Below are 20,739 nucleotides of genomic sequence, written 5' to 3' on the forward strand. Positions count from 1 at the left end.
GTTTCATAGGTTGGGGTAGCGATACTAAATCTCAGGTGTCGAAGAAATGAGCGAGCAAGTTAACAATTTCGAGTCCATTGATTTGAAAGTTACGTCCAAAGAGCTTGGGTGAATTTATTTCATGTGGATTGGCGTTAATTTGGAATGTACCAGAGAGCTCTCTGTCGACATATTGCGTGTTAAATTAGAGTGAGGTTTTTTGATGTCTCGATGCGATTGCGGGCGTTCGCAGATGAGGTGGCAATCCAGCTTTAGGCCGAACTTAAGATAAGAGGTTTTAGTCCCTTCCCTTAGTGCAAAAGGTGCAGGTACTCCGCTCGAAGTTACCGATCCTGTTGTTGTGAATGGTACTCAGGCAATCGACAATAAAAAAGGGGACGGATAAAAGGGGACGGACCCCTTTATTGTAGCCACGCCTCGCACCGGCAAATACCTGATCGAAACCAACCCGGTGCTCACCGACCTCAAGCAATTCATGAGCTCGGATTACCTGCTCGCGGGCCTCGGCTACAACCCCGACGAAAGCGCCAAGCGTCTCGGCGACGGCCTCTACGAACAGCGTCTCGTGCAACAAGCCGTCACCTCGCGCACCGGCCAGGCCTTCATCGATGGACAGACCTCCAACGAGGATCAGTTCAAGTACCTGATGAACAACGCCATCGCCAGCAAAACCCAGCTCAACCTGACCGTTGGCGTCTCGCTGACCTCCGAGCAAGTGGCGGCGCTCACCCACGACATCGTCTGGCTCGAAGAGCGCGAAGTGAATGGCGAAAACGTGCTGGTGCCGGTGCTGTATCTGGCTCAGGCCGATGGCCGTCTCGCCCCGAACGGCGCCTTGATCGCCGGCAAGGATGTGACCCTCATCGCCGGCCAGAACCTGGACAACGTCGGCACCCTCAAGGCCACCAACAACCTGTCCGCCACCGCCGGCAATGACCTAGTGAACAGCGGCCTGATCTCAGCCGGCAACCGCCTGGACCTGCTTGCGGGCAACGACGTCACCAACAAAGCGGGCGGCATCATCGCCGGTCGCGACGTCACCGTGACCGCCATCGGCGGCGATGTCACCAACGAGCGCAGCGTCACTTCGCTCGACAGCGACGTGCGGGGCCAACTGCACAAGGAATACGCCGACAACGCCGCCCGCATCGAAGCCGCCAATGACCTGAGCGTTTCGGCTGGCCGCGACATCAACAACATCGGCAGCACCTTCCAAGCCGGTCGCGACCTGGCGTTGAACGCCGGCCGAGACGTCAACACCGCCGCAACCCAACTGACTGACAGCCTCGTGCTGAACAGCAAACACACCAGCAGCGACATCACCCAGATCGGCTCGACCGTCAGCGCAGGTCGGGACCTGTCGGTCCAGGCCGGGCGCGACATCAACGCCATCGCCAGCCAGATCGACGCCAAACGCGACATCGCCATGGCCGCGACCGAAGACGTGACCATCAGCTCGGCGGCGGATGAAGAGCATTCGTACAGCAAGAGCAAGAAGGTCAAAAAGCAGGAAGACCACGTCAGCCAGGTTCAGACCGAAATCACGGCGGGTGGCAGTGTTGCTGTGAGTGCCGGGCAAAACCTGGCCGTCACCTCCAGCCGCATCGCCGCCAACGACGAAGCGTATCTGGCAGCAGGCAACAAACTCGAAGTCCTCGCTGCGCAGGACAACGACTACTCGCTGTACGACATGAAGAAAAAAGGCTCCTTCGGCGCCAAGAAAACCAAGCACGACGAAGTGACGCAAGTCACCAACGTCAGCAGCGAAATTACCTCTGGCGGCGATCTTGTGCTGGTGAGCGGCGGCGATCAGACCTATCAGCTCGCCAAACTTAACAGCGGCAAAGACCTGACGATCAACAGCGGCGGGGCGATCAACTTTGAGGGCGTTAAGGATCTGCATCAGGAGAGTCATGAGAAGAGCAACACCAGCCTCGCGTGGAATTCCATGTCCGGCAAGGGCAAGACCGATGAGACGCTGCGCCAGAGTGAGCTGATCGCCAAAGGTGCTGTTGCAATCAACGCGGTGGACGGCCTGCATATCGAGGTCAAGCAGGTTAACCAGCAGACGGTGAGCCAAGCGATTGATGCAATGGTCAAGGCTGATCCTGAACTGGCTTGGTTGAAGGATGCTGAAAAGCGGGGGGACGTTGACTGGAAGCTGATCAAGGAAACCCACGACGCCTATAAATACAGCAACTCGAGCCTGGGCCAGGGCGCGATGCTGGCGATCATCATTATCGTGACCGTTCTTACCGCTGGTGCCGCTAGCGGAGCTGTTGGGGTGATGGCAGGTGCTGAAGCAGGTAGCGGCGCTGTGATGGCTGCTGGTACCGCAGCGAGTGCCGCTGGGCTCGGGAACGTAATGGCAACTGCCGCCTTAACCTCGATGGCGAGCACCGCAGCCGTCAGCGTCATCAATAACAAAGGCAACCTCGGGGCGACGGTAAAAGACATTACGTCCGCCCAGTCAATGAAGGGATATCTCACCTCTGCGGCGATGGCCGGTGTCATGCCTGGCTATGACCCTGCTTCGCTAGGCTTCAATCTCAGCAGCGCCCAGCTCGTCTTGATGAAGTCCGCTTCTGACGCTTTTGTTAATACCGTCATTAACGGCGGCAGTTACTCCGACAATCTCGGAAATGCGCTGGTAGGACAGGCTAGCAATATTGGCATGGCGATCGGCTTCAAGATGGTCGGCGACTGGGCATTAGGGAAATACGCCGACGGCAGCCCTCAAAAAGTGATGGCGCACGCGCTGGTGGGCGGGTTGCTCGCCGAAGCCACCGGCGGGGACTTCAAAACAGGAGCCGCTGCTGCTGGTGCTAACGAGGCACTGATCAATGTACTGAGCAGCATGGTCGGAGGTGACAAACAACTCGAAGTGATGGCATCGCAGCTGACGGGGATTGTGGCTGCGGCCGCAGTGGGTGGTGACGTCGCGAAAGGTGCGCAAGTTGTACAGTACGCGACGACGTACAACCGTCAATTGCATGCTGAAGAGCAGAAATGGTTAGAAGATAACGCCAAGACGTTCGCTGATAAGTATGAAATCACCGAGCAGGCGGCGATGGAGCGGCTTAGCCAGCAGGCGCTTAAAGACACCGACATACTATGGCGTTCGGTATTAAGCGACGGAACTGACAGCGCTGCCGAGACTTTCTTGGCAAACGCGGGCCAGACGTTCACTAACGAACTGGGAAACAAGCAGCAACTGTTCACCACATCGGGGAACCAGCTCTTCCGTCCGGAGATGTTCGCGGACACCGCAGACCCGAACTTCTATAAAGAGTTCGTGCAGAGCGGTATCAGCAGAGACCTGAGTAGCGGATTGCTAAAGGAGTTGAAAGACTCTGGTATTGCCTTGAAGGAAGGTGCCGTTAGTCTGTATGACGCTGCCAAGAAAGACCCAAGCGCCGTATTTGGCGGCATTCTGTCCAGCTTGAAGGATGTGCCGGCAGGCGCTCTTGAGAGTTTTCAGGAGAGTGGTAAGGCGATCGGCGAAGGGGCAGCGGTGGCCTTAAACGCAGATATTGCCGATAAGCTAAACGCAATTTATGGCCAGGATGTAAGCACTGCGCAGCAGGCGCTCTTAGCAATCCGCATCCTCACGGCGGTTAGTGGAGCGAAACTCGCGGGTTCAGCGAGCGAAGCATTGACGGGCAAAGTCACAGCGGCGGTTACTGAAAAGCTGCGCGGCGTATTGGATGACATGGCCGAGCAAACTCTCATGCGAAGCGGCGGTGCTTTCGGCTCCGACGGCCTGCCTTTGCTCGATCTTTCGAAGCTTACCAACCAGCAAAAAGGTTCGCTTGGAGAACTGCTCGGAGAAAATACGGTAAAACAAATTATTCCTGACGGTATTAAAATTGCACGGGCACCAGCCATTGGCGAGACAGGGCTTGACGATCTATACAAAATTGACAATCCCGATGTCGATTTTGTAGTAATTGAGTATAAGTTTGTGGGCAGCGGCACTGGCAAGGGAAGCACTAGGCTAGGTGATACCCTGGATGGCGGACAAGGAAGTGACGGTTGGATCTTGGGTGGTGGCAGACTGGAGAAATCGGTGGGCGATGATATGGCTTCAGAGGTCAAGAGTGCGATGCTAGCAAATCGTACAGAGACCTGGGTAGTGACTACCAGACCGGACGGCTCGTCAATCGTCGAGGTTCTAGACTCGCTTGGTAAAGCTAAGTCAGTGGATACGTCGAAAATTTTGTCAGCAAGAGGAAATCTCACGGGAGCGCAGTTGTGATCAGAGATCCATTAGGCGATGAGCGGTATTGGTCTAGTCGAGTAGAGGCGGATATAGCTTCTATCGCTGCCAGTGTAGAGCTTTTATTGACCAACGTTGCTAATCCAGCATACGAACCTCAGTACTTATTCGATCTAGCTGAACGCCATTTGCGTTTGATGCTAAGGCGCTATTCAAAAGGCGACGACGTTGGGGAGCTTGCCCAATATTTTCCTGGGTTGTTGACTGCTTGGGAGCGCTCTAATTACAAGGCGAATCAGGTTTGTGTTGAGAATGATGTGCAAAGCTGTCGAGATTGGATATTTGAATTAAGTAATTTAAACCATTACAACTGGTGCTTTAATTTAGTGGGATTAGCCTTAAGCTTGGGAGTACCAAGTGCGCAGTGGGATAGGATGGTGGCACTCATTGGTGGTGCGGGTGAAGATGCTCTGCTGGATGCAGTGATTGCCTCCCGAGATCTGGATAGACCGCAAGGTAAAATCCTGCTTCATAAAGCACCTTATGGTCGACTATTTCGCTGTGTCACTGCAGATGCTCCTCATCAACCTCAGTTGTTGAGAGAGTTTGTGCAGCATTGGTATGCGGAACTCAGGCGTCCTATGCCACGTAATAGAAAGTCGCCAACTATTGAACCCTATTGGTATACGTTTGGCGATCCAGAAAAAAACCCTCTTTCAATGGGTAGCTACTTCGGACGTTGGTGTGTAGAGGCTGTGGCCGCGGTCAAAGCTTTCGACTTGGATGATAGCCTCTGCTTGGGTTTAGATAATTACCCAGGAGATCTGCTGCGCCCTATCGGACCCTCTACGCATTTAGTACGGGCACAAAAAAAACAGAACTGGTTATCGAAGCTTTTAAAATGAATATGTTATCAGTATGCGACGGAAAACTAGCTGGAGCGAGGTTGAAATAAAAGTAGGAGTACCCCTTAATATCATAAGATATCGTGAGGGTGGGAATGAAGTGTGATGCATTTGTGTTGGGTTAGAAGATAAAGGGTGCGGACCCTTTTTGTTGAGATGAAAAGGGGACGTTCACTTTAATATTAGCAGGGGTTCTCGGTTTGTAGCGAGAAGGTTTATGACGTGACGGTGGAAGGGCAGAAGGAGTTGGTTTTACCGGTAGCCAAATGACCGGTCACGATGCGCAAAGTACGGCGAGTCACCGCGATGACTGTGAAAAAAACAGCGCTTAATCCAGAACTTCTCTAAGGAATACCTGTGCAACGAATTGCGTTAATGCTTTCTATGGCAGCCGTCAGTGGGTGTGTCAGTCAGCCAGTGTCGCTTAGCAAAAGTGCCGTGAAGGCATATGACGTTTTTCTGGGTCAACCTGTGGTAGCTGATACGGTATTCCGTGACGGAGACAGATTGAATTTCCAGCTCGTCGCGCCGAAAACAGATGCAAAGCCGGAACGCACCGTTGTGCAAATGGAGGCGTCTTGCAGCGTGGCGCAACTGCGTGTCGCTTACATTGATGCTCCCCTGGCACGGGTTTATATCAATCGGCAAAACGGGGTGTACGTGGGCGCACGCCCCCTGACGTCGTCCCTTTACTCAGGGCTAACCAGTAACCCGAGTTTCATTCACGCCTGTTCTAAGACACCGCAGCCCGACTGGAGAGTCGTCAACCTAAAAGAGGATGACCAGTGGGTGATGCTTGATAGACATAGCATCAATCAGCAAGGCTCTGAAACGATGTTCTGGGGGGCGTATGACAATAAAAAAATAGTGACGGATGCGTCGCAGGGCACGCCGTCTGCCCAAAAGCGTGAACACTATGCTGTCGATTGCACCGAGCAGAAGTTTCGTCGGCTGGCCAGTTATGACGTTGATATATTTAACAGTGCGATAGAAGGTGAGACCCCACATGATCCAGTCGTCAAGCCTGTTTCGCAAGCCAGCGATGATTACAAACTTTTGTTCAAGACCCTGTGCGCCGGCACTGAACAACTGAACCAACTGCCCACGTATAAACCGCGCTACAAAGTGCGTGCTGTGCCAAGCCCATATAGCGTGGGTACGCCAGTGCTTTCTGCAATCAACGACCTTAATCTGCAACCGGCAGCCAAAAAACTCAGCTATGTTGCGACGAGCCGGACACCCACCCGCGAGGGTGGTGCTTCGCTGGTGTACGAAGAAAATTTCCTCACCACGGACTCGGCGAGCGGGCAGGTAGTTGTCGATCTACGCAGTGAGACGTACGAGACACGTAGAGTTACTTGGCGGGGGTTGATTATGCTCGCCAGTACCATCACTACGTTTGACCAGAAAGTGGGCACCTATGAACTCAAAAGCTGAGTTTTTCCGGGGATTGGCAGCGTATGCCCATAGGCTCTCTCCTGAGCTACTCCGCTCAGGGGCGCCAGCACGGCGCTGAGCAAGGTTGGAGCGACAGGAAAGGCTACGCGGTCGACTGCACTGTAAAGCGCGAACTTAACGCCGATGAGCTCAGTGCTGGACTGACAGGAAAAGCCAAGGAAATGGGCTGCACGACTCAAAGCGACAAGAACGCAATCGTTAGCAAATTTTATTATCTGGCTGACTACGGCTATTTTTTGGCGTGGGATAAGCAGAGCAATTCGCTCTCTGGTGATGAAGTTCATATTCTGAGCGTTCGCTGAACGATTGCGCTAAAAAAGAAGGTCGGCCGATTTCTTAGAGCGGGAATCAATTCCTCAGCGCACGGAGCTAATAGCTCCATTTCCTCGCTGCGATCTCAGACGAGATGTCAACTAAACCCACAGGATGTCAACAAATGCGTCTGCTCCACAAACTAGCAACCCTGGCTCTCTTCACACTGGTCATCACCGGCTGCACCAACCAGAAATTCAAACCTGAATACCGTGCCCAGATCCACACCGTCAAAATCCTCCCAGTCGTCTGGTCCACTAAAGACATCACCTACATGGGCAGAGAGCAGGCATGGGGTGCGGCGCTGGGCGCAGGGGCGGGCGTGGCGGTGGGAGCGGCTACGAACGCCTCTCACCTGGCAACGGCTGCGATGAGCGGCGCCGGTTTTGCGGCGGGGTATAAAGCCGGTGACCTGGCATCGATGTCGACGGTTGAGGCGATCGTTTACAACCTCAACACCGCCAACATCGACCTTGGCGGCATGGTGAAGCAGCGATTCGAAGAGCAGTTGTCCGGGACCGGCCGTTTCAAGGTGGTTGGCGAGCATGATGCGGCGGACGCGGAGATTCTTCTGACCGTCAACAACTGGGGCTTTGCGCTGACGCAGGGTTTCAGCAGCGTGGTTTATCCGACCATCAATGTCACCGGTAGCCTGAAGCGCGGCGACCAGCTGATCTGGCAGCGGACCGAATACGTCACACCTTTCAACGGCGGCAACACGTTCGGCTACGAGCCCAAACGTTACCGCACGGAGCCGGAGCTTTTACGCGCCGCGCTTGATGGCATTTCAAAAATCGTCGATGAGGCCATCGTGAAAGACCTGAGCCTCTAAAGCCTGGATGAATGGCAGGTCTGAATTGCAGCGTCCGAAACAAACCTGCCCGGCCATCACCCTGGCTCGCTTGTAGGCAATTTCCCAACGCCAAGGTTTAGCTTTCACGCAGTTCCTTCAGAACCGCCCGGCAGAGATTTCCTTCGCGGCGCTTCATCCTTTCGCTCCTTGTTCAGCGGCGTACGGCGCTGGACAAAAATCTCAATAAGAAGAGTGCGGAGTGGGTGATGAAGGGCAGGAAGACGCTGTTATGGGTAGGGCTGGCTGCGTTTAACGCCGAGGCGTTGGCCGAGGCGCAGACAACCCGCGAGGAGCAGTTCCAGCTGGGGGCGGTTGGGGTGAGTCTGGGTGTCGGGCTGTTGAATGGTCAGGCGCGGGAAAAGGTGTACGACGTTGAAAGCGGGCAGAAGATCAGCCAGTTGAACTGGAGCATGAAGCAGGTGCCGACGCTGCATCTGGGCGTGAAGTACCAGCCGATAAACTGGCTGTCCCTTGATCTGAACGGCTGGACGCGGGTGGCGAAGGGCGATGGGCATCTGAAGGATTACGACTGGCTGGAGGAAGATCGCGGCGACTGGAGCCACTATTCCGATCACCCGGACACTCAGGTCAGCAAAGCCTGGCAGGCCGATTTCGCCGCCACCGCGTGGGCGCTCAAGCGTGAGGATGTGGCACTGGGTGTGATGCTCGGTTATCAGCGCAGCCAGTTTGGTTGGTCGGCGAAAGGCGGGCGTTATACTTATTCGTCGGACGAGGGGTTCCGCGACGAGTCCGGAGAATTCCCGGCAGGTGAGAAAGGCATTTCCTATCAGCAGACCTACGACACGCCTTATTTGGGGCTGGTCGGTCTCTACCATTTCCGCAACTGGACGCTGGAAGGCAGGTTCAAATATAGCCAGTGGGTTCGGGCGCGGGATCACGATCGGCATCATGTCACCGGCGTTACCTACGACGGTGACTACGGGAACGACGGCCGCATGCAAAGTCTGGCGGTTGCGCTCAGTTACCGTGTGAGTCCGCAGCTTTCGGTGAGGGCGGGTGTGGATCATCAGGTGTACGCCGAGGCGAAAGGCAGCACGCTGATCAAGGACACCCACAGCGGCGATCGCTTCCGTATCGCAGGTGACGCGGGCAGTCAGTCCGCCAGGACGACGATGTCCACGCTGGCGCTCACTTACGCTTTCTGAGCCAAGCCGACAACCGTGCTGTGCCGAGCGGCCCGGCACGGTTGACGCCTGAATGGGAGCTCCACGGCCCAGCGATGCTACACACGGTGAATTAACTCAATCACTCCCAGTGATAACACGCCAATCAGCGCTCGCTGCTTAACAAAAGATAACGTCATGTCGATTGTCATACGTTTCCAAAGCTGACTAGGATGGGGTCGCTTCGGTACGGCCACGTCGCGTGCAGGCTAGAGCGTCTGCGCGGTGGAAACGGCCTTCTGAAGCACCCAATAAAAATAAAGAAAGGGGTAGCTTCATGCGTGAGCCCGTCATTCGGCGCACTCGGTTGGCGGTCATTCGGGGCCATTTCAACGCCCGGATGCTTTTCAAGAGCCTGCCTCTCTACGCTGCTCTGTCCCTGCTTCTCTCCTCGAACTTCTGCGGCGCAGCCCTGGCCGCTAATGGCACGCCCGCTAATGGCATGCCCGCTGACAGCGCGCCCGCCGACGCACCTGCCAACGCTGGCGATTCCGCCGTCTACGCCCTCGAGTCCGCGAAAGCCTCCCGCAGCCTGCTGCTGGACGTAACCCATGCCGGCAAGCGCATGGTCGCGGTGGGGGATCGCGGCCACATTCTCTATTCCGACGACCAGGGCAAAACCTGGACCCAGGCCAAAGTGCCGACGCGCCAGATGCTTACCGCAGTTTATTTCGTCGATGAGCAACACGGCTGGGCCGTGGGCCACGATGCACAGATCCTGGCCAGCAGCGATGCCGGCGCCACCTGGACCAAACAGTTCGAAGACCTCAAACGCGAAGCGCCGTTGCTGGATGTCTGGTTCAAGGACCTGACCACCGGGATTGCCGTGGGTGCCTACGGGGCGGTGCTGGAAACCACCGATGGCGGCCAGCACTGGGAAGACATCGGCGACCGGCTGGACAACGAAGACCAGTTTCACCTCAACGGCATTGCGTACGTGAAGGACGCCGGCCTGTTCGTGGTCGGGGAACAGGGCAGCATGTTTCGCTCCCCGGACGACGGCCAGACGTGGGAAAAGCTTGAGGGCCCCTATCAGGGCTCGTTGTTCGGTGCGCTAGGCACGGCGGAATCCAACACGCTGCTGGTTTACGGCTTGCGCGGCAATCTGTTTCGTTCGACCGATTTTGGCACCACCTGGGAGCCCGTCCCGTTACAGGGTGAGCGCGGCCCGCTGGAATTCAGCATCGCCAATGCCTCGCTGATGCCGGACAACGCCATCGTGTTGGTCGGCAACGGCGGCAGCGTCATGCGCAGCACGGACGATGGCGAAAGCTTCACGGTTGCCAATCGCCCGGACCGGCTTTCGTTGTCCGGCGTAGCCGAGGACGACAAGGGCAATCTGGTTCTGGTGGGACAGGGCGGCGTTCGCGTCACCTCGCCGACGGGCGCTGACAGCGCTCAACAATAAGAACAAGCAGGCGAGGACACGTTTCCATGAGCAACCTTCAACAACACCACGACAAGCCGACGCGCCTGGAGCAGTTGATTTTCAACAACCGCAAGACGGTGATCGGCATCTGCCTGCTGGTCAGCATCTTTCTGTTCTGGCAAGCGACGCTGGTGCGCCCGTCCACCAGCTTCGAAAAAATGATTCCGCTGGGGCATCCATTTGTTCAGAACATGATGGAGCACCGCAACGACCTGGCGAACCTGGGCAACACCGTGCGCATTTCGGTGGAGGCCAAGCAGGGCGACATCTTTTCCAAGGAGTACATGGAGACCCTGCGGCAGATCAACGACGAGGTGTTCTACATCTCCGGTGTCGACCGCTCCGGCCTCAAGTCGTTGTGGAGCCCCAGCGTGCGCTGGACCGAAGTGACGGAGGAGGGCTTTGCCGGCGGCGAGGTGATTCCGCAGAGCTACGACGGCTCGCAACAGAGCCTCGACACGCTGCGCAATAACGTTCTCAAGTCCGGGCAGGTTGGGCGTCTGGTCTCCAACAACTTCAAGTCGAGCATCGTCGATGTGCCGTTGCAGGAGTTCTATCCTGACCCCAACGACCAGAGCAAACTGCTGCGGCTGGATTACCGTCAGTTCTCCCACCAGCTTGAAGAGAAGATTCGCGACAAGTACGAAGCGCAGAACCCCAATGTCGAGATTCACATCGTCGGTTTCGCCAAGAAGGTCGGCGACCTGATCGACGGCCTGATCATGGTGGTGATGTTCTTTGGCATCGCGTTCCTGATCACACTGGTCCTGCTGATGTGGTTCACCCGCTGCGCCCGCAGCACCATCGCGGTCTTAAGCACCACGTTGATCGCCGTGATCTGGCAGTTGGGCCTCATGCATGTGGTGGGTTTCGGGCTTGATCCCTACTCGATGCTGGTGCCGTTTCTGATCTTCGCCATCGGGATTTCCCATGGGGTGCAGAAGATCAACGGCATCGCCCTGCAATCCAGTGATGCCGACAGTGCGCTCACCGCAGCACGTCGCACCTTCCGCCAGTTGTTCCTGCCGGGGATGATCGCGATTCTTGCCGACGCCGTCGGCTTTATCACGTTGCTGATCATCGACATCGGCGTGATCCGCGAGCTGGCCATCGGGGCGTCCATTGGCGTGGCGGTGATCGTGTTCACCAACCTGATCCTCCTGCCGGTGGCGATTTCCTACGTTGGCATCAGCAAAAAAGCCGTGGTGCGCAGCAAAGAGGATGCCGTGCGTGAGCACCCGTTCTGGCGTCTGCTGTCGAACTTCGCCGCGCCAAAAGTCGCCCGCGTGTCGGTGACGTTGGCCCTGGTCGCGCTGGTGGGCGGCCTCTGGTACGGCCATAACCTGAAGATCGGCGACCTCGATCAAGGCGCGCCGGAACTGCGGCCGGACTCGCGCTACAACCAGGACAACAGCTTCATCATCAACAATTACTCCACCAGCTCCGACGTGCTGGTGGTGATGGTCAAGACGCCGCCCGAAGGCTGTTCGGCGTACCAGACGCTGTCGGCGATGAACGAGCTGTCGTGGAAGATGGAGAACACGCCAGGGGTGCAGTCGGCGATTTCCCTGGTGACCGTCTCCAAGCAGGTCATCAAGGGGATGAACGAGGGCAACCTGAAATGGGAGTCGCTGTCGCGCAACAAGGACGTGCTCAACAGCTCGATTTCCCGCGCTGACGGGTTGTACAACAACACCTGTTCCCTGGCGCCCTTGCTGATTTTCCTCAACGACCACAAGGCCGAAACCCTGGATCGCGCCGTGCATGCGGTGCAGGAGTTCGCGCAGCAGAACAACAAGGACGGCCTGGAGTTTCTGCTGGCGGCGGGTAACGCCGGGATCGAGGCGGCCACCAACGAAGTCATCAAGCAGGCCGAGCTGACCATTCTGATTCTGGTGTACGTGTGCGTGGCGGTGATGTGCATGATCACCTTCCGTTCATGGGCGGCGACGCTGTGCATCGTCCTGCCGCTGGTGCTGACGTCGGTGCTGGGTAACGCGCTGATGGCGTTCATGGGCATCGGCGTGAAAGTCGCAACGCTGCCGGTGGTGGCGCTCGGGGTGGGGATCGGGGTCGATTACGGGATTTACATCTACAGCCGACTGGAGAGTTTCCTGCGGGCGGGACTGCCGTTGCAGGAAGCGTATTACCAGACGCTGAAATCCACCGGCAAAGCGGTGTTGTTCACTGGCCTGTGTCTGGCGATCGGGGTGTGCACCTGGATATTCTCGGCCATCAAGTTCCAGGCCGACATGGGGCTGATGCTGACCTTCATGCTGCTGTGGAACATGTTCGGCGCCCTGTGGCTGTTGCCGGCGCTGGCGCGGTTCCTGATCAGGCCGGAGAAGATGGCGGGCAAGGTCGGGAATTCGCTGTTTTCACATTGAGTGGCGACATTTAGGTCGTCGGAGCGCGTTTGCTGGCGAACGCGTTATGTAGGACCGGCTTCAGCCGGGAAGAGGCCGGATTGACCGCCATCAATTTAGCGGTGTGACCACCGACGCTTTCCCGGCTAAAGCCAGTCCTACCAGAAACACGCTGTCCCACATCCGGATTCATTCAGTTATAAACAAAAAAACCACGTCCGGTCTTGCGTCCCAGATACCCGGCCGCGACCATTTCCTTGAGCAGCGGCGCGGGGCGGTATTTGCTGTCGTTGAAGCCTTCGTTGAACGCTTCGACGATCGCCAGCAAGGTGTCCAGCCCGATCAGGTCAGCCAGCGCCAGCGGGCCGATGGGCTGGTTGCAGCCCAGGCGCATGCCGTCGTCGATGTCCTGAGCAGTGGCCAGGCCTTCCTGCAACACCAGAATCGCCTCGTTGATCATCGGCACCAGAATCCGGTTGACCACAAAACCCGGGCGGTTGCCGGCGGTGATCGCGGTCTTGTTCAACCGCTCGGCCAGCTTGATCGCCGCGATGTGGGTGGTGTCCGCCGTCTGCAAACCGCGAATGACCTCGATCAGGTTCATCATCGGTACCGGGTTGAAGAAGTGCAGGCCGATGAACCGCTCCGGGTGCTCGACGCTGGCCGCCAGTTGCGTGATCGACAGCGACGAGGTGTTCGACGCGATCACACACTCGCGGTCGACATGGCTGGCGATTTGCTTGAGCAGCCGCAGCTTCAGTTCCAGGTTCTCGGTGGCGGCTTCAATCACCAACTGAGCGCCGTTCAATTGGTCGTAGTCCGTGGTGACGCTGATGCGCCGCAGGGCCGCTTCGGCGACATCGGCCGCGACCGTCTGCTTGGTCACCTGCCGCTCGAGGTTCTTGCGCACGGTCGCCATGCCACGCTCCAGTGCCGTGTCGGAAATGTCCAGCAGGGTCACGTCGAAACCGGCCACCGCGCAGACCTGCGCGATGCCGTTGCCCATGGTGCCGGCGCCGATCACGGCGATGTGTTGCATGCTCATCGACAAGCCTCCTTACACGCGTTCGAAAATGACGGCGATGCCCTGACCGCCGCCGATGCACATGGTCACCAGCGCATAGCGGCCCTGAACCCGGTGCAGCTCGTGGATCGCTTTGGTGGCGATGATCGCCCCCGTCGCGCCCACCGGGTGGCCGAGGGAGATGCCCGAGCCATTCGGGTTGACCTTGGCCGGATCAAAGCCTAGCTCACGGGCAACGGCGCAGGCCTGGGCGGCGAAGGCTTCGTTGGATTCAATCACGTCCAGATCCGCCACGGTCAGGCCGGCGCGCTCCAGTACTTTGCGGCTGGCCGGGATCGGCCCCAACCCCATCATCGCCGGATCAACCCCGGCATGGGCATACGCCACCAGACGCGCCATCGGCTTGAGGCCGTTCGCGCGGACCATGTCGCCATTGGCCATGACCAGCGCCGCCGCGCCGTCGTTGAGGCCGGACGCGTTGCCGGCGGTGACGGTGCCGTCCTTCTTGAACGCGGTCTTCATCTTCTCCAGTTGCTCGGCCGTCACGTCGCCACGCACGTGTTCGTCCTGGGCGAAGGTCACGGTGCCTTTGCGCGTGGCGATCTCGATCGGCACGATCTGGCCCTCGAAACGGCCCTCGGCGATGGCGTGGGCGGCGCGCTGCTGGCTGGTCAGCGCCAGGGCGTCCTGATCGGCACGGGTGATGCCGTAATGCTCGGCGATGTTTTCGGCGGTGATGCCCATGTGAATATTGGCGAACGGGTCGTGCAACGCGCCGAGCATGTAGTCATACGCCTGCACGTTGCCCATGCGCGCGCCCCAGCGGGCCTGGGGCATGATGTACGCGCCACGGCTCATGGATTCGGCGCCACCGGCCAGCACGGCCTGGGCGTCGCCGAGCATCAGCGACTGCGCCGCCGAGACGATGGCTTGCAACCCCGAACCGCACAGGCGGTTGACGTTTATGGCGGGGGTTTCTTTGGTCAGGCCGGCTTCGAGGGCGATCACCCGGGAAAGATAGGCATCGCGTACTTCGGTGGGGATCACGTGGCCCATGACCACATGGCCGATGTGCTCCGGTGCGATACCGGATGTGGCCAATGCGGCGCGGCTGACCTGGGTGCCCAGTTCGATGGGCGAGACGTCCTTGAGGGAACCGCCGAATCCACCGATGGCGGTACGCAGTGCGCTGACGACGAAAACTTCGGGTGTGCTCATGGGGACTCCTGACACGTATTGGAATTATGGGGGCGGCACGGCGAAATGGCGTTTCGGCCGGTGCTGACTGCGGGCAAGTCTAGATCGGCGTTCGGGGCGGGCCTATGCCGAAACTGTCCAGATGGGCTGGCGTTCTTTACCATCAGCGCCTGATCCGTGGTGCACCATTCAAGAAGGGAAAGGCGGTCATGCGGGAAAAGGATTCAGTGTCGATCTACTTCGTCCAGTTGATCGTCCACGCGCTGCGCGACCAGCCACTGCGTTTGCAGTCGGTTCTTGAGGCGGCGGAGATCGACATGGCGCTGCTCGACGACCCCACGGCGCGGGTTTCGGCCAGCGCGTTTGCGGCGTTGTGGCTGATTCAGATCAAGGAACTGGGCGACGAGTTTTTCGGCCTCGATTCCCACGGCATGCCCCTGGGCAGCTTCGCCCTGATTTGCCGGGGGCTGATTCAGGAACCCACTCTGGAAAAGGCCCTGCGCCAGTGCCTGAGCAATTTCGGCCTGTTCTTGCGCGATTTTCGCGGCAGCCTCATTGTTCGCGGCGCGCGCGCCGTGCTCGCGGTGGACACCACGACAGACGACCCGGTCCGGCAGCGCTTCGGTGAAGAGACGTTTTTGCTGCTGATGATCAGCTTGTTGTGCTGGCTCGGCGGGCGCCGCATCAGCATCGACCGCGCACAGTTTCGCCAGCGCCGTCAGCGCCTCAGCGACGACTCACTGCTGTGGGGGTTCAACCTGAGTTTTGGCGAGCAACGCACCGAAATCGAGTTCTCCAGCCACTACCTGCGTCTGCCGGTGGTGCAGTCGTTGCCGTCGCTGAAATCATTTTTACGCACCGCGCCGCAGTGGCTGGTCATTCGCTACCGCAACCAGCGCGGGCTGGCGGCGCAGGTTTATCAGCGCCTGCGCAACAGCCATTACGGCCACTGGCCGACGCTGCTGGAAATGGCCGATGAACTGAAACTCAGTGCCACCACCTTCCGCCGTCGGCTGGAGCGCGAGGGCTGCGCGTTTCAAGGGATCAAGGATGACGTTCGCCGCGGCATCGCCCAACAGAAGCTGCGCGACACCGAGCTGAGCGTGGTGGAGATCGCGTCCTTGGTGGGATTTCAGGAGCCCAGCGCGTTTCACCGGGCGTTCAAGAAATGGACCGGGGAAAGTCCGGGCGGCTACCGCAGAAAGCAAACCGCCAGCGACTCAATGACGGCGGACTGATGAGCCGCCGCCGGTGTCAGGGCAGCCACGCCTCGCGCCAGGCCTGAACAGCCGCGTCGTCGAACATCCAGTCGCGAAGCACCTGCTCGCGCAAGTCGTCGCCGAGCAGCGCGGCGCTGGTCAGGTCCATCGTGTGGGCACGAATCAGGTTGACCCAGGCCTCCAGCGTGTTCGGCACCCGCGTCACCGGCAAGTCGCCGGCGTAGGCGCGAACGTCGCTGCAGATCACCGGCACACCGCAGGCGCCCAGTTGCAACAGGGTGATGTTGTTCTTGCAGGCGCCGAACAGGTTATCCACGGCGGGAAGCAGGGCGAGGTCGAGGTTCAAGTCGGCGACGGCTGTGGCGTATTGCTCGGCGGGCGGCCGGTCGTGGGATTCATGGGCATGACTGCGCAGCACGCCCTGGTCATCGCCCAACACGATCCACTCCACCTCTTCTGCCAGGGCCTCGACCACGGCGAGCATCATGTGCAGATCCTGTGGCTGCCAGCGATCACTGACCAGACCGACCCTCGGCTTGCCACCCACGCCACGGCGCGAGACGAGGTGGCCCCAGACCAGAGGCGACAGGCGCGAAGGTAGCAGCCGCACGTCCGCGTGAAATTCGCGAGCGATATCGGCGAGGACTTGGGTCGAAGCGATCACGCGATGGGCCTGGTGCAGGCTCTTCTGCAGCAGATCGACGCACTCGGCATCAAAGGCGAACGGGTCTTCGCCCGGCGTCCGGGAGCCCAGTTGCAGGTCATTGATGTCGAGCACCACGAAGGCATCCGGCAACAGCTGGGCGCGGGCGATGGTTTGCAGGTGATCGGCGTCGAGCCGGGCCTGAAACACCACGACGTTGGGCTTGAAGCGACCCTCCTGAGGAATCGACAGCGCCTGGCTGCTGAGCATGCCGTCCACAACACCGGCGGCTTGCAGCGTCTCGAACGGCGCGATCACCCGCTCATGGGGCGAGGCCCAGAGGCCGGCGGGGTAGGCCAGCACCACCGGATCGCGGCGCCAGGCCATCGGCCGCCAGACCAGCGGCATGTTGAGTTCGAGCTCGACTGATTGCAGGTCGAACGAAAGATTGGGGTTGAAGGCGCTGTCGTTCGCCAGGGTCGGCAGCCATTTGCGGTACATCGCCAGTTGCTCGCCGACGAAGCGCTTGCGCTTGGCCTGCTGCGTGGCGGTGTCGACGTGGGTCTGGCTGACGCTGCCCTCGTGGATCAAGACCGAGTGGGGTGTCCAGACATTCAGGTAGCCGAGGGCGCCGACTTTCATGCACAGATCGACGTCGTTGTAGGACACGACGAAGGCCTCTTCATCTAGCCCGCCGACGGCCTCGTAAATCGAGCGGCGAACCATCAGGCACGCCGCTGTCACCGCGCTCAAGTCCTGATCCACCTGCACGCGCTGCATGTAACCCTGAATGTGCCCGGGCTCACCGATGTGCTGGTGACCGGCCGGGCCGTCCATGCCCAAGCGCACGCCGGCATGCTGCATGCGTCCGTTGGGGAACAGCAGCTTGGCGCCGACCACACCCACCTCAGGCCGCAACGCGTGATTGAGCAATTCGTCCAGCCAACGCGTATGGACGATGGCGGTGTCGTTGTTCAGCAGCACCAGGTAATCGCCCTTGGCCTGGGCCGCAGCGACGTTATTGATGCGCGAATAGTTGAACGGGTGCGGGTAACGCAGCACGCGCACCTGCGCCGAGCCCAGGGCGTCGATGCGCGCCAGCCATTCGAGGGCTTCGGGGGTTTCGCTGTTGTTGTCGACGATGAGCAGTTCGTAATTCAGGTAGCGCGTGGTGTGCAGCAGGGTTTCGACGCAGCGCTGCAGAAACGGCAGCTGATCCTTAGTCGGGACGATGATCGACACCAAGGGTTGATCGCTGTGGCCGTAGCGCACGTGGTAGCGGCGGGGCAGGGTGTGTTCGATGACCGCGCGCGGATAACCTCGCACCTGCAGATGGCGCTGCAATGTGGCGATTTCGTCAGGATTATCCACCGCTTCCGGCAGGTCACAGACCAGCAGCGGCTCACTGATGTGAACGATCTGCCCGGCGCCTTCACCCTCGAACAACCGCAAGATCAGGTCGAATTCAGCGGCATCGGCGAAGCGCTCATCGAAGCCGCCGAGGTCCACCAGGGTCTGCCGCAGGAAAAGCCAATGACCTGCGGTCAGCAGCGGGTAGCTCAGCAGATAATCGAGGTTGAAGTCCGGGCGCATGGCTGAACTCAAGCCACCCCGAGGCCGCCGGTGCATTTCATCGGCGAAGGCGGCGCGGGCGTCAGGGGAATCGAGCAGCTTCAGCGCGCTGGCAGCGAGGCCGAACGCCGTGAATTGGGTGCCGGCGTCAATCACGATCAGCCAGTCAAAACGGTGGTTTTCGACCACCTGATTGAGCAGCGCAGCAGTGTTCATAGCGCCGATGGCAAGGGTGGTCCCCCTAGGGCCGACCAAGGTGGCCGGCCGCTCGGTCGCGTCGGTCAACACCACGACGTTTATGGCAGCGTGCAGGGCGCCGTGGCGGGCCAGGCTGTCGAGGCTGCGCTGAATCTTTTCCGGGGCGTTGGCAACATCCTTGATCACCACCAACAGCGAAGGCGCGCCGACGTCGGCCAGGTGCTGGTCGATCTGCGTTTGCTGGTCGGCCGTCGGCACGCGATGACCGAGCCAGGCCTCGACCTGCTGCGGGTTCAACCGTTGCGGCAACGGCGCGGACAACTGCGCGAGCAGGTTGAAATCGGTAAACCCCTGGGTTGCCGACAACGGGCGGGCGCCGACCCAGCCGTTGTCCAGCGACGTGCTGGCCCAGCCGGCTTCACGGATCAGCCGATGAAACACGGGCAGGTGATCACTGTCCGTGCCGACAATTTCGATGCCTTGTTCGGTCAGCTGTTGCGGCGCGATGCGTGTGCCCGTCAGCGTCGCCGGCAGCAGGATCAGCTCGGCGTCGTGCAGCAAATTGGCGTACAGCGCCAAGTGCCCCAGCGGGCCGACGGATTCACCGTTGAGGGAAAACAGATCGGCGCCCAACGCCAGCATGTCATCGCGGCGACACAGCACGCTGCTCAACTCACCGATGAAATTGCAGGTGAACTCCCCCAGCAGCGCAACCACGTCAGGCCCGTTGAATACCGTGGGCTCGGTGACGCGAAAGCGTGTCGCCAGATTCTCCTGCAGCGCCACGCCCTCGGCGTTCAACCATTGGCGGTGCGCAGCCACCAGTGCGGCCTGGGGATTGACCTCCAGCGCCGTGACCATCTGCTGAATGCAGTCCGGCGCCAGCACGGCGTCACCCGCCATGAACTTGATGTACCGCCCGCAAGCGTCGGCAGCGCCGCGGTTGAAACAAGCCTCGGCGCCCAGTGGAGACTCGTTGCGCAGGTAGCGAATCGGCCAGCGGCACGACGCCCGGTACAGGTCCGTTACGGTTTCTGCCAGACCGTCCGTGGCGTCGTCGCAGATCACGATTTCGATCGCATCGTGGGTCTGCCCGATCACGCTGCTCAGCGCGGTTTCAAAAAACTCGGTGCGGCAGACGGCGATGACGACGCTAACCAGTCGTTGAGAATCCATGGGGGTATCCGGTAAATAAAAGAATCTGCCATGAAAATGACGCTCAAGGCATGAGCGACGGGTGAAGCAATATCCCGGCCAAAGGAGCGGATCAATACCGATGGTCAGCCCTTCGGGGCAGGTTAGAAAGTAGAAAACGGCGTGATCCTTACGTCTCTTTTTTGACGTTGGGCATCGGTTCAGTGATGTCTTGGATCCGGAGCGTCAGGCGCGAAGCCCCTCGCAGCCGAGTTGCTGACTGATGGTCTGTTTTTTGCTTGAACGCAGCCTATTACCTTTGGCTAAACGTAAGCCGAATGTTGTTGATCAGGTGGCTGTTCCCATGAACGTAAAAAAACTCATCATCGTAGGTGCGGGTGGCTTGGGCCGAGAAGTGCACTTCTGGTTAAAGGACTGGATGGCTCATCATCCTGGCCATGTCATAGGTGGTTTTCTCGATGATGGAAGCTTGTCGCTCAATCGCTTCAATCACTACGCCGATATCATTTCTACCATCGAGGATTATCAGCCCAAAGCAGATGAGTTCCTGCTGTGCGCTATCGGCAAGCCCTCTGACAAGAAATATGTCGTGGAAAAATTGCTGGCAAAAGGCGCGCAGTTTTTTACCTTGATCCACTCAACAGCGATTGTGGGAGACAACGTGAAGATCGGCCAAGGGGTGCTTATCTGCCCGTATTCGGTACTGTCCGCCGATCTCGAAATCGGTGATTTTGTGACGGTTAATACCCTGTGCACCATTTCCCATGACGCCTACATTGGTCATTTTTCAACCTTGAGTCTGCACTGCGACGTAACGGGCGGGGCGATTCTGGAGGATGAAGTTTTCCTCGGATCCCGTGTCTCCATATTGCCCAAAGTTCGAGTTGGCCGTGGGGCGGTGGTAGGCGCTGGAGGTGTCGTGGTGAAAAATGTAGCGCCGGGAAGCGTCGTGGTGGGAGTGCCCGCTAGGGAGATGACCTCGCAGAATGTGTAGCGGCTCCCGA

The 20,739-nt window shown here is 58.9% G+C and carries 13 protein-coding genes; 10 read left to right on the forward strand and 3 right to left on the reverse strand.

Annotated features, from left to right (window positions below; translation table 11 throughout):
- Positions 1 to 451: 451 nt before the first annotated feature.
- The 8 genes from QMX88_RS16315 to QMX88_RS16350 all read left to right on the forward strand — a co-directional run bounded on the left by QMX88_RS16315 (position 452) and on the right by QMX88_RS16350 (position 12,747).
- On the forward strand, positions 452 to 4,258 hold the full coding sequence (locus QMX88_RS16315; RefSeq protein ID WP_442969465.1) for a DUF637 domain-containing protein: 3,807 nt from the start codon (positions 452 to 454) through the stop codon (positions 4,256 to 4,258).
- Positions 4,255 to 5,124: a PoNe immunity protein domain-containing protein gene (locus QMX88_RS16320; RefSeq protein ID WP_282371132.1), complete on the forward strand. Its 870-nt coding sequence runs from the start codon at positions 4,255 to 4,257 to the stop codon at positions 5,122 to 5,124. The genes QMX88_RS16315 and QMX88_RS16320 overlap by 4 nt, the downstream gene beginning before the upstream one ends.
- A 357-nt stretch (positions 5,125 to 5,481) precedes the next feature.
- Complete coding sequence (locus tag QMX88_RS16325; RefSeq protein WP_282371134.1) at positions 5,482 to 6,561, forward strand: surface-adhesin E family protein; 1,080 nt, start codon at positions 5,482 to 5,484, stop codon at positions 6,559 to 6,561.
- A 23-nt stretch (positions 6,562 to 6,584) separates the two neighbouring features.
- Positions 6,585 to 6,884, forward strand: a complete 300-nt coding sequence (locus QMX88_RS16330) for a hypothetical protein (RefSeq protein WP_282371135.1) — start codon at positions 6,585 to 6,587, stop codon at positions 6,882 to 6,884.
- 104 nt (positions 6,885 to 6,988) lie between these two features.
- Positions 6,989 to 7,726, forward strand: coding sequence for a hypothetical protein (locus QMX88_RS16335; protein WP_282371136.1), 738 nt, complete (start codon positions 6,989 to 6,991; stop codon positions 7,724 to 7,726).
- 227 nt (positions 7,727 to 7,953) lie between these two features.
- Positions 7,954 to 8,913: an omptin family outer membrane protease gene (locus tag QMX88_RS16340; RefSeq protein WP_282371138.1), complete on the forward strand. Its 960-nt coding sequence runs from the start codon at positions 7,954 to 7,956 to the stop codon at positions 8,911 to 8,913.
- A 460-nt stretch (positions 8,914 to 9,373) separates the two neighbouring features.
- The gene (locus tag QMX88_RS16345; protein WP_282371158.1) at positions 9,374 to 10,339 is read left to right on the forward strand and encodes a WD40/YVTN/BNR-like repeat-containing protein; all 966 of its coding nucleotides are present in this window, start codon (positions 9,374 to 9,376) and stop codon (positions 10,337 to 10,339) included.
- Between the two features lie 26 nt (positions 10,340 to 10,365).
- Positions 10,366 to 12,747: an efflux RND transporter permease subunit gene (locus QMX88_RS16350; protein ID WP_282371140.1), complete on the forward strand. Its 2,382-nt coding sequence runs from the start codon at positions 10,366 to 10,368 to the stop codon at positions 12,745 to 12,747.
- 172 nt (positions 12,748 to 12,919) lie between these two features.
- Here the strand turns inward: QMX88_RS16350 and QMX88_RS16355 are convergent, their stop codons facing one another.
- Entirely contained in the window at positions 12,920 to 13,771 is an 852-nt protein-coding gene (locus QMX88_RS16355; protein WP_282371142.1) for a 3-hydroxybutyryl-CoA dehydrogenase, read from the reverse strand.
- A 12-nt stretch (positions 13,772 to 13,783) separates the two neighbouring features.
- Positions 13,784 to 14,968 carry an acetyl-CoA C-acyltransferase family protein gene (locus QMX88_RS16360; protein WP_282371144.1) on the reverse strand — a complete coding sequence of 395 codons (1,185 nt, stop codon included), beginning with the start codon at positions 14,966 to 14,968 and terminating at the stop codon, positions 13,784 to 13,786.
- A 188-nt stretch (positions 14,969 to 15,156) separates the two neighbouring features.
- On the opposite strand from QMX88_RS16360, the gene QMX88_RS16365 reads away from it, so the two are divergent.
- On the forward strand, positions 15,157 to 16,185 hold the full coding sequence (locus QMX88_RS16365; RefSeq protein ID WP_282371146.1) for an AraC family transcriptional regulator: 1,029 nt from the start codon (positions 15,157 to 15,159) through the stop codon (positions 16,183 to 16,185).
- A 16-nt stretch (positions 16,186 to 16,201) separates the two neighbouring features.
- Here the strand turns inward: QMX88_RS16365 and QMX88_RS16370 are convergent, their stop codons facing one another.
- The gene (locus tag QMX88_RS16370; RefSeq protein ID WP_282371149.1) at positions 16,202 to 19,756 is read right to left on the reverse strand and encodes a glycosyltransferase family 2 protein; all 3,555 of its coding nucleotides are present in this window, start codon (positions 19,754 to 19,756) and stop codon (positions 16,202 to 16,204) included.
- Between the two features lie 322 nt (positions 19,757 to 20,078).
- On the opposite strand from QMX88_RS16370, the gene QMX88_RS16375 reads away from it, so the two are divergent.
- On the forward strand, positions 20,079 to 20,729 hold the full coding sequence (locus tag QMX88_RS16375; RefSeq protein WP_282371150.1) for a NeuD/PglB/VioB family sugar acetyltransferase: 651 nt from the start codon (positions 20,079 to 20,081) through the stop codon (positions 20,727 to 20,729).
- Positions 20,730 to 20,739 lie beyond the last annotated feature (10 nt).

This window comes from Pseudomonas sp. PS02290, from assembly GCF_029960075.1.
GTDB lineage: Bacteria > Pseudomonadota > Gammaproteobacteria > Pseudomonadales > Pseudomonadaceae > Aquipseudomonas.

Coding starts and splice junctions, on each gene's coding strand:
- QMX88_RS16355 (WP_282371142.1), bottom strand. CDS start 13,771: ATGAGCATGCAACACATCGCCGTGATCGGCGCCGGCACCATGGGCAAC.
- QMX88_RS16335 (WP_282371136.1), top strand. CDS start 6,989: ATGTCAACTAAACCCACAGGATGTCAACAAATGCGTCTGCTCCACAAA.
- QMX88_RS16360 (WP_282371144.1), bottom strand. CDS start 14,968: ATGAGCACACCCGAAGTTTTCGTCGTCAGCGCACTGCGTACCGCCATC.
- QMX88_RS16365 (WP_282371146.1), top strand. CDS start 15,157: ATGCGGGAAAAGGATTCAGTGTCGATCTACTTCGTCCAGTTGATCGTC.
- QMX88_RS16330 (WP_282371135.1), top strand. CDS start 6,585: ATGCCCATAGGCTCTCTCCTGAGCTACTCCGCTCAGGGGCGCCAGCAC.
- QMX88_RS16340 (WP_282371138.1), top strand. CDS start 7,954: ATGAAGGGCAGGAAGACGCTGTTATGGGTAGGGCTGGCTGCGTTTAAC.
- QMX88_RS16370 (WP_282371149.1), bottom strand. CDS start 19,756: ATGGATTCTCAACGACTGGTTAGCGTCGTCATCGCCGTCTGCCGCACC.
- QMX88_RS16375 (WP_282371150.1), top strand. CDS start 20,079: ATGAACGTAAAAAAACTCATCATCGTAGGTGCGGGTGGCTTGGGCCGA.
- QMX88_RS16350 (WP_282371140.1), top strand. CDS start 10,366: ATGAGCAACCTTCAACAACACCACGACAAGCCGACGCGCCTGGAGCAG.
- QMX88_RS16345 (WP_282371158.1), top strand. CDS start 9,374: ATGCCCGCTGACAGCGCGCCCGCCGACGCACCTGCCAACGCTGGCGAT.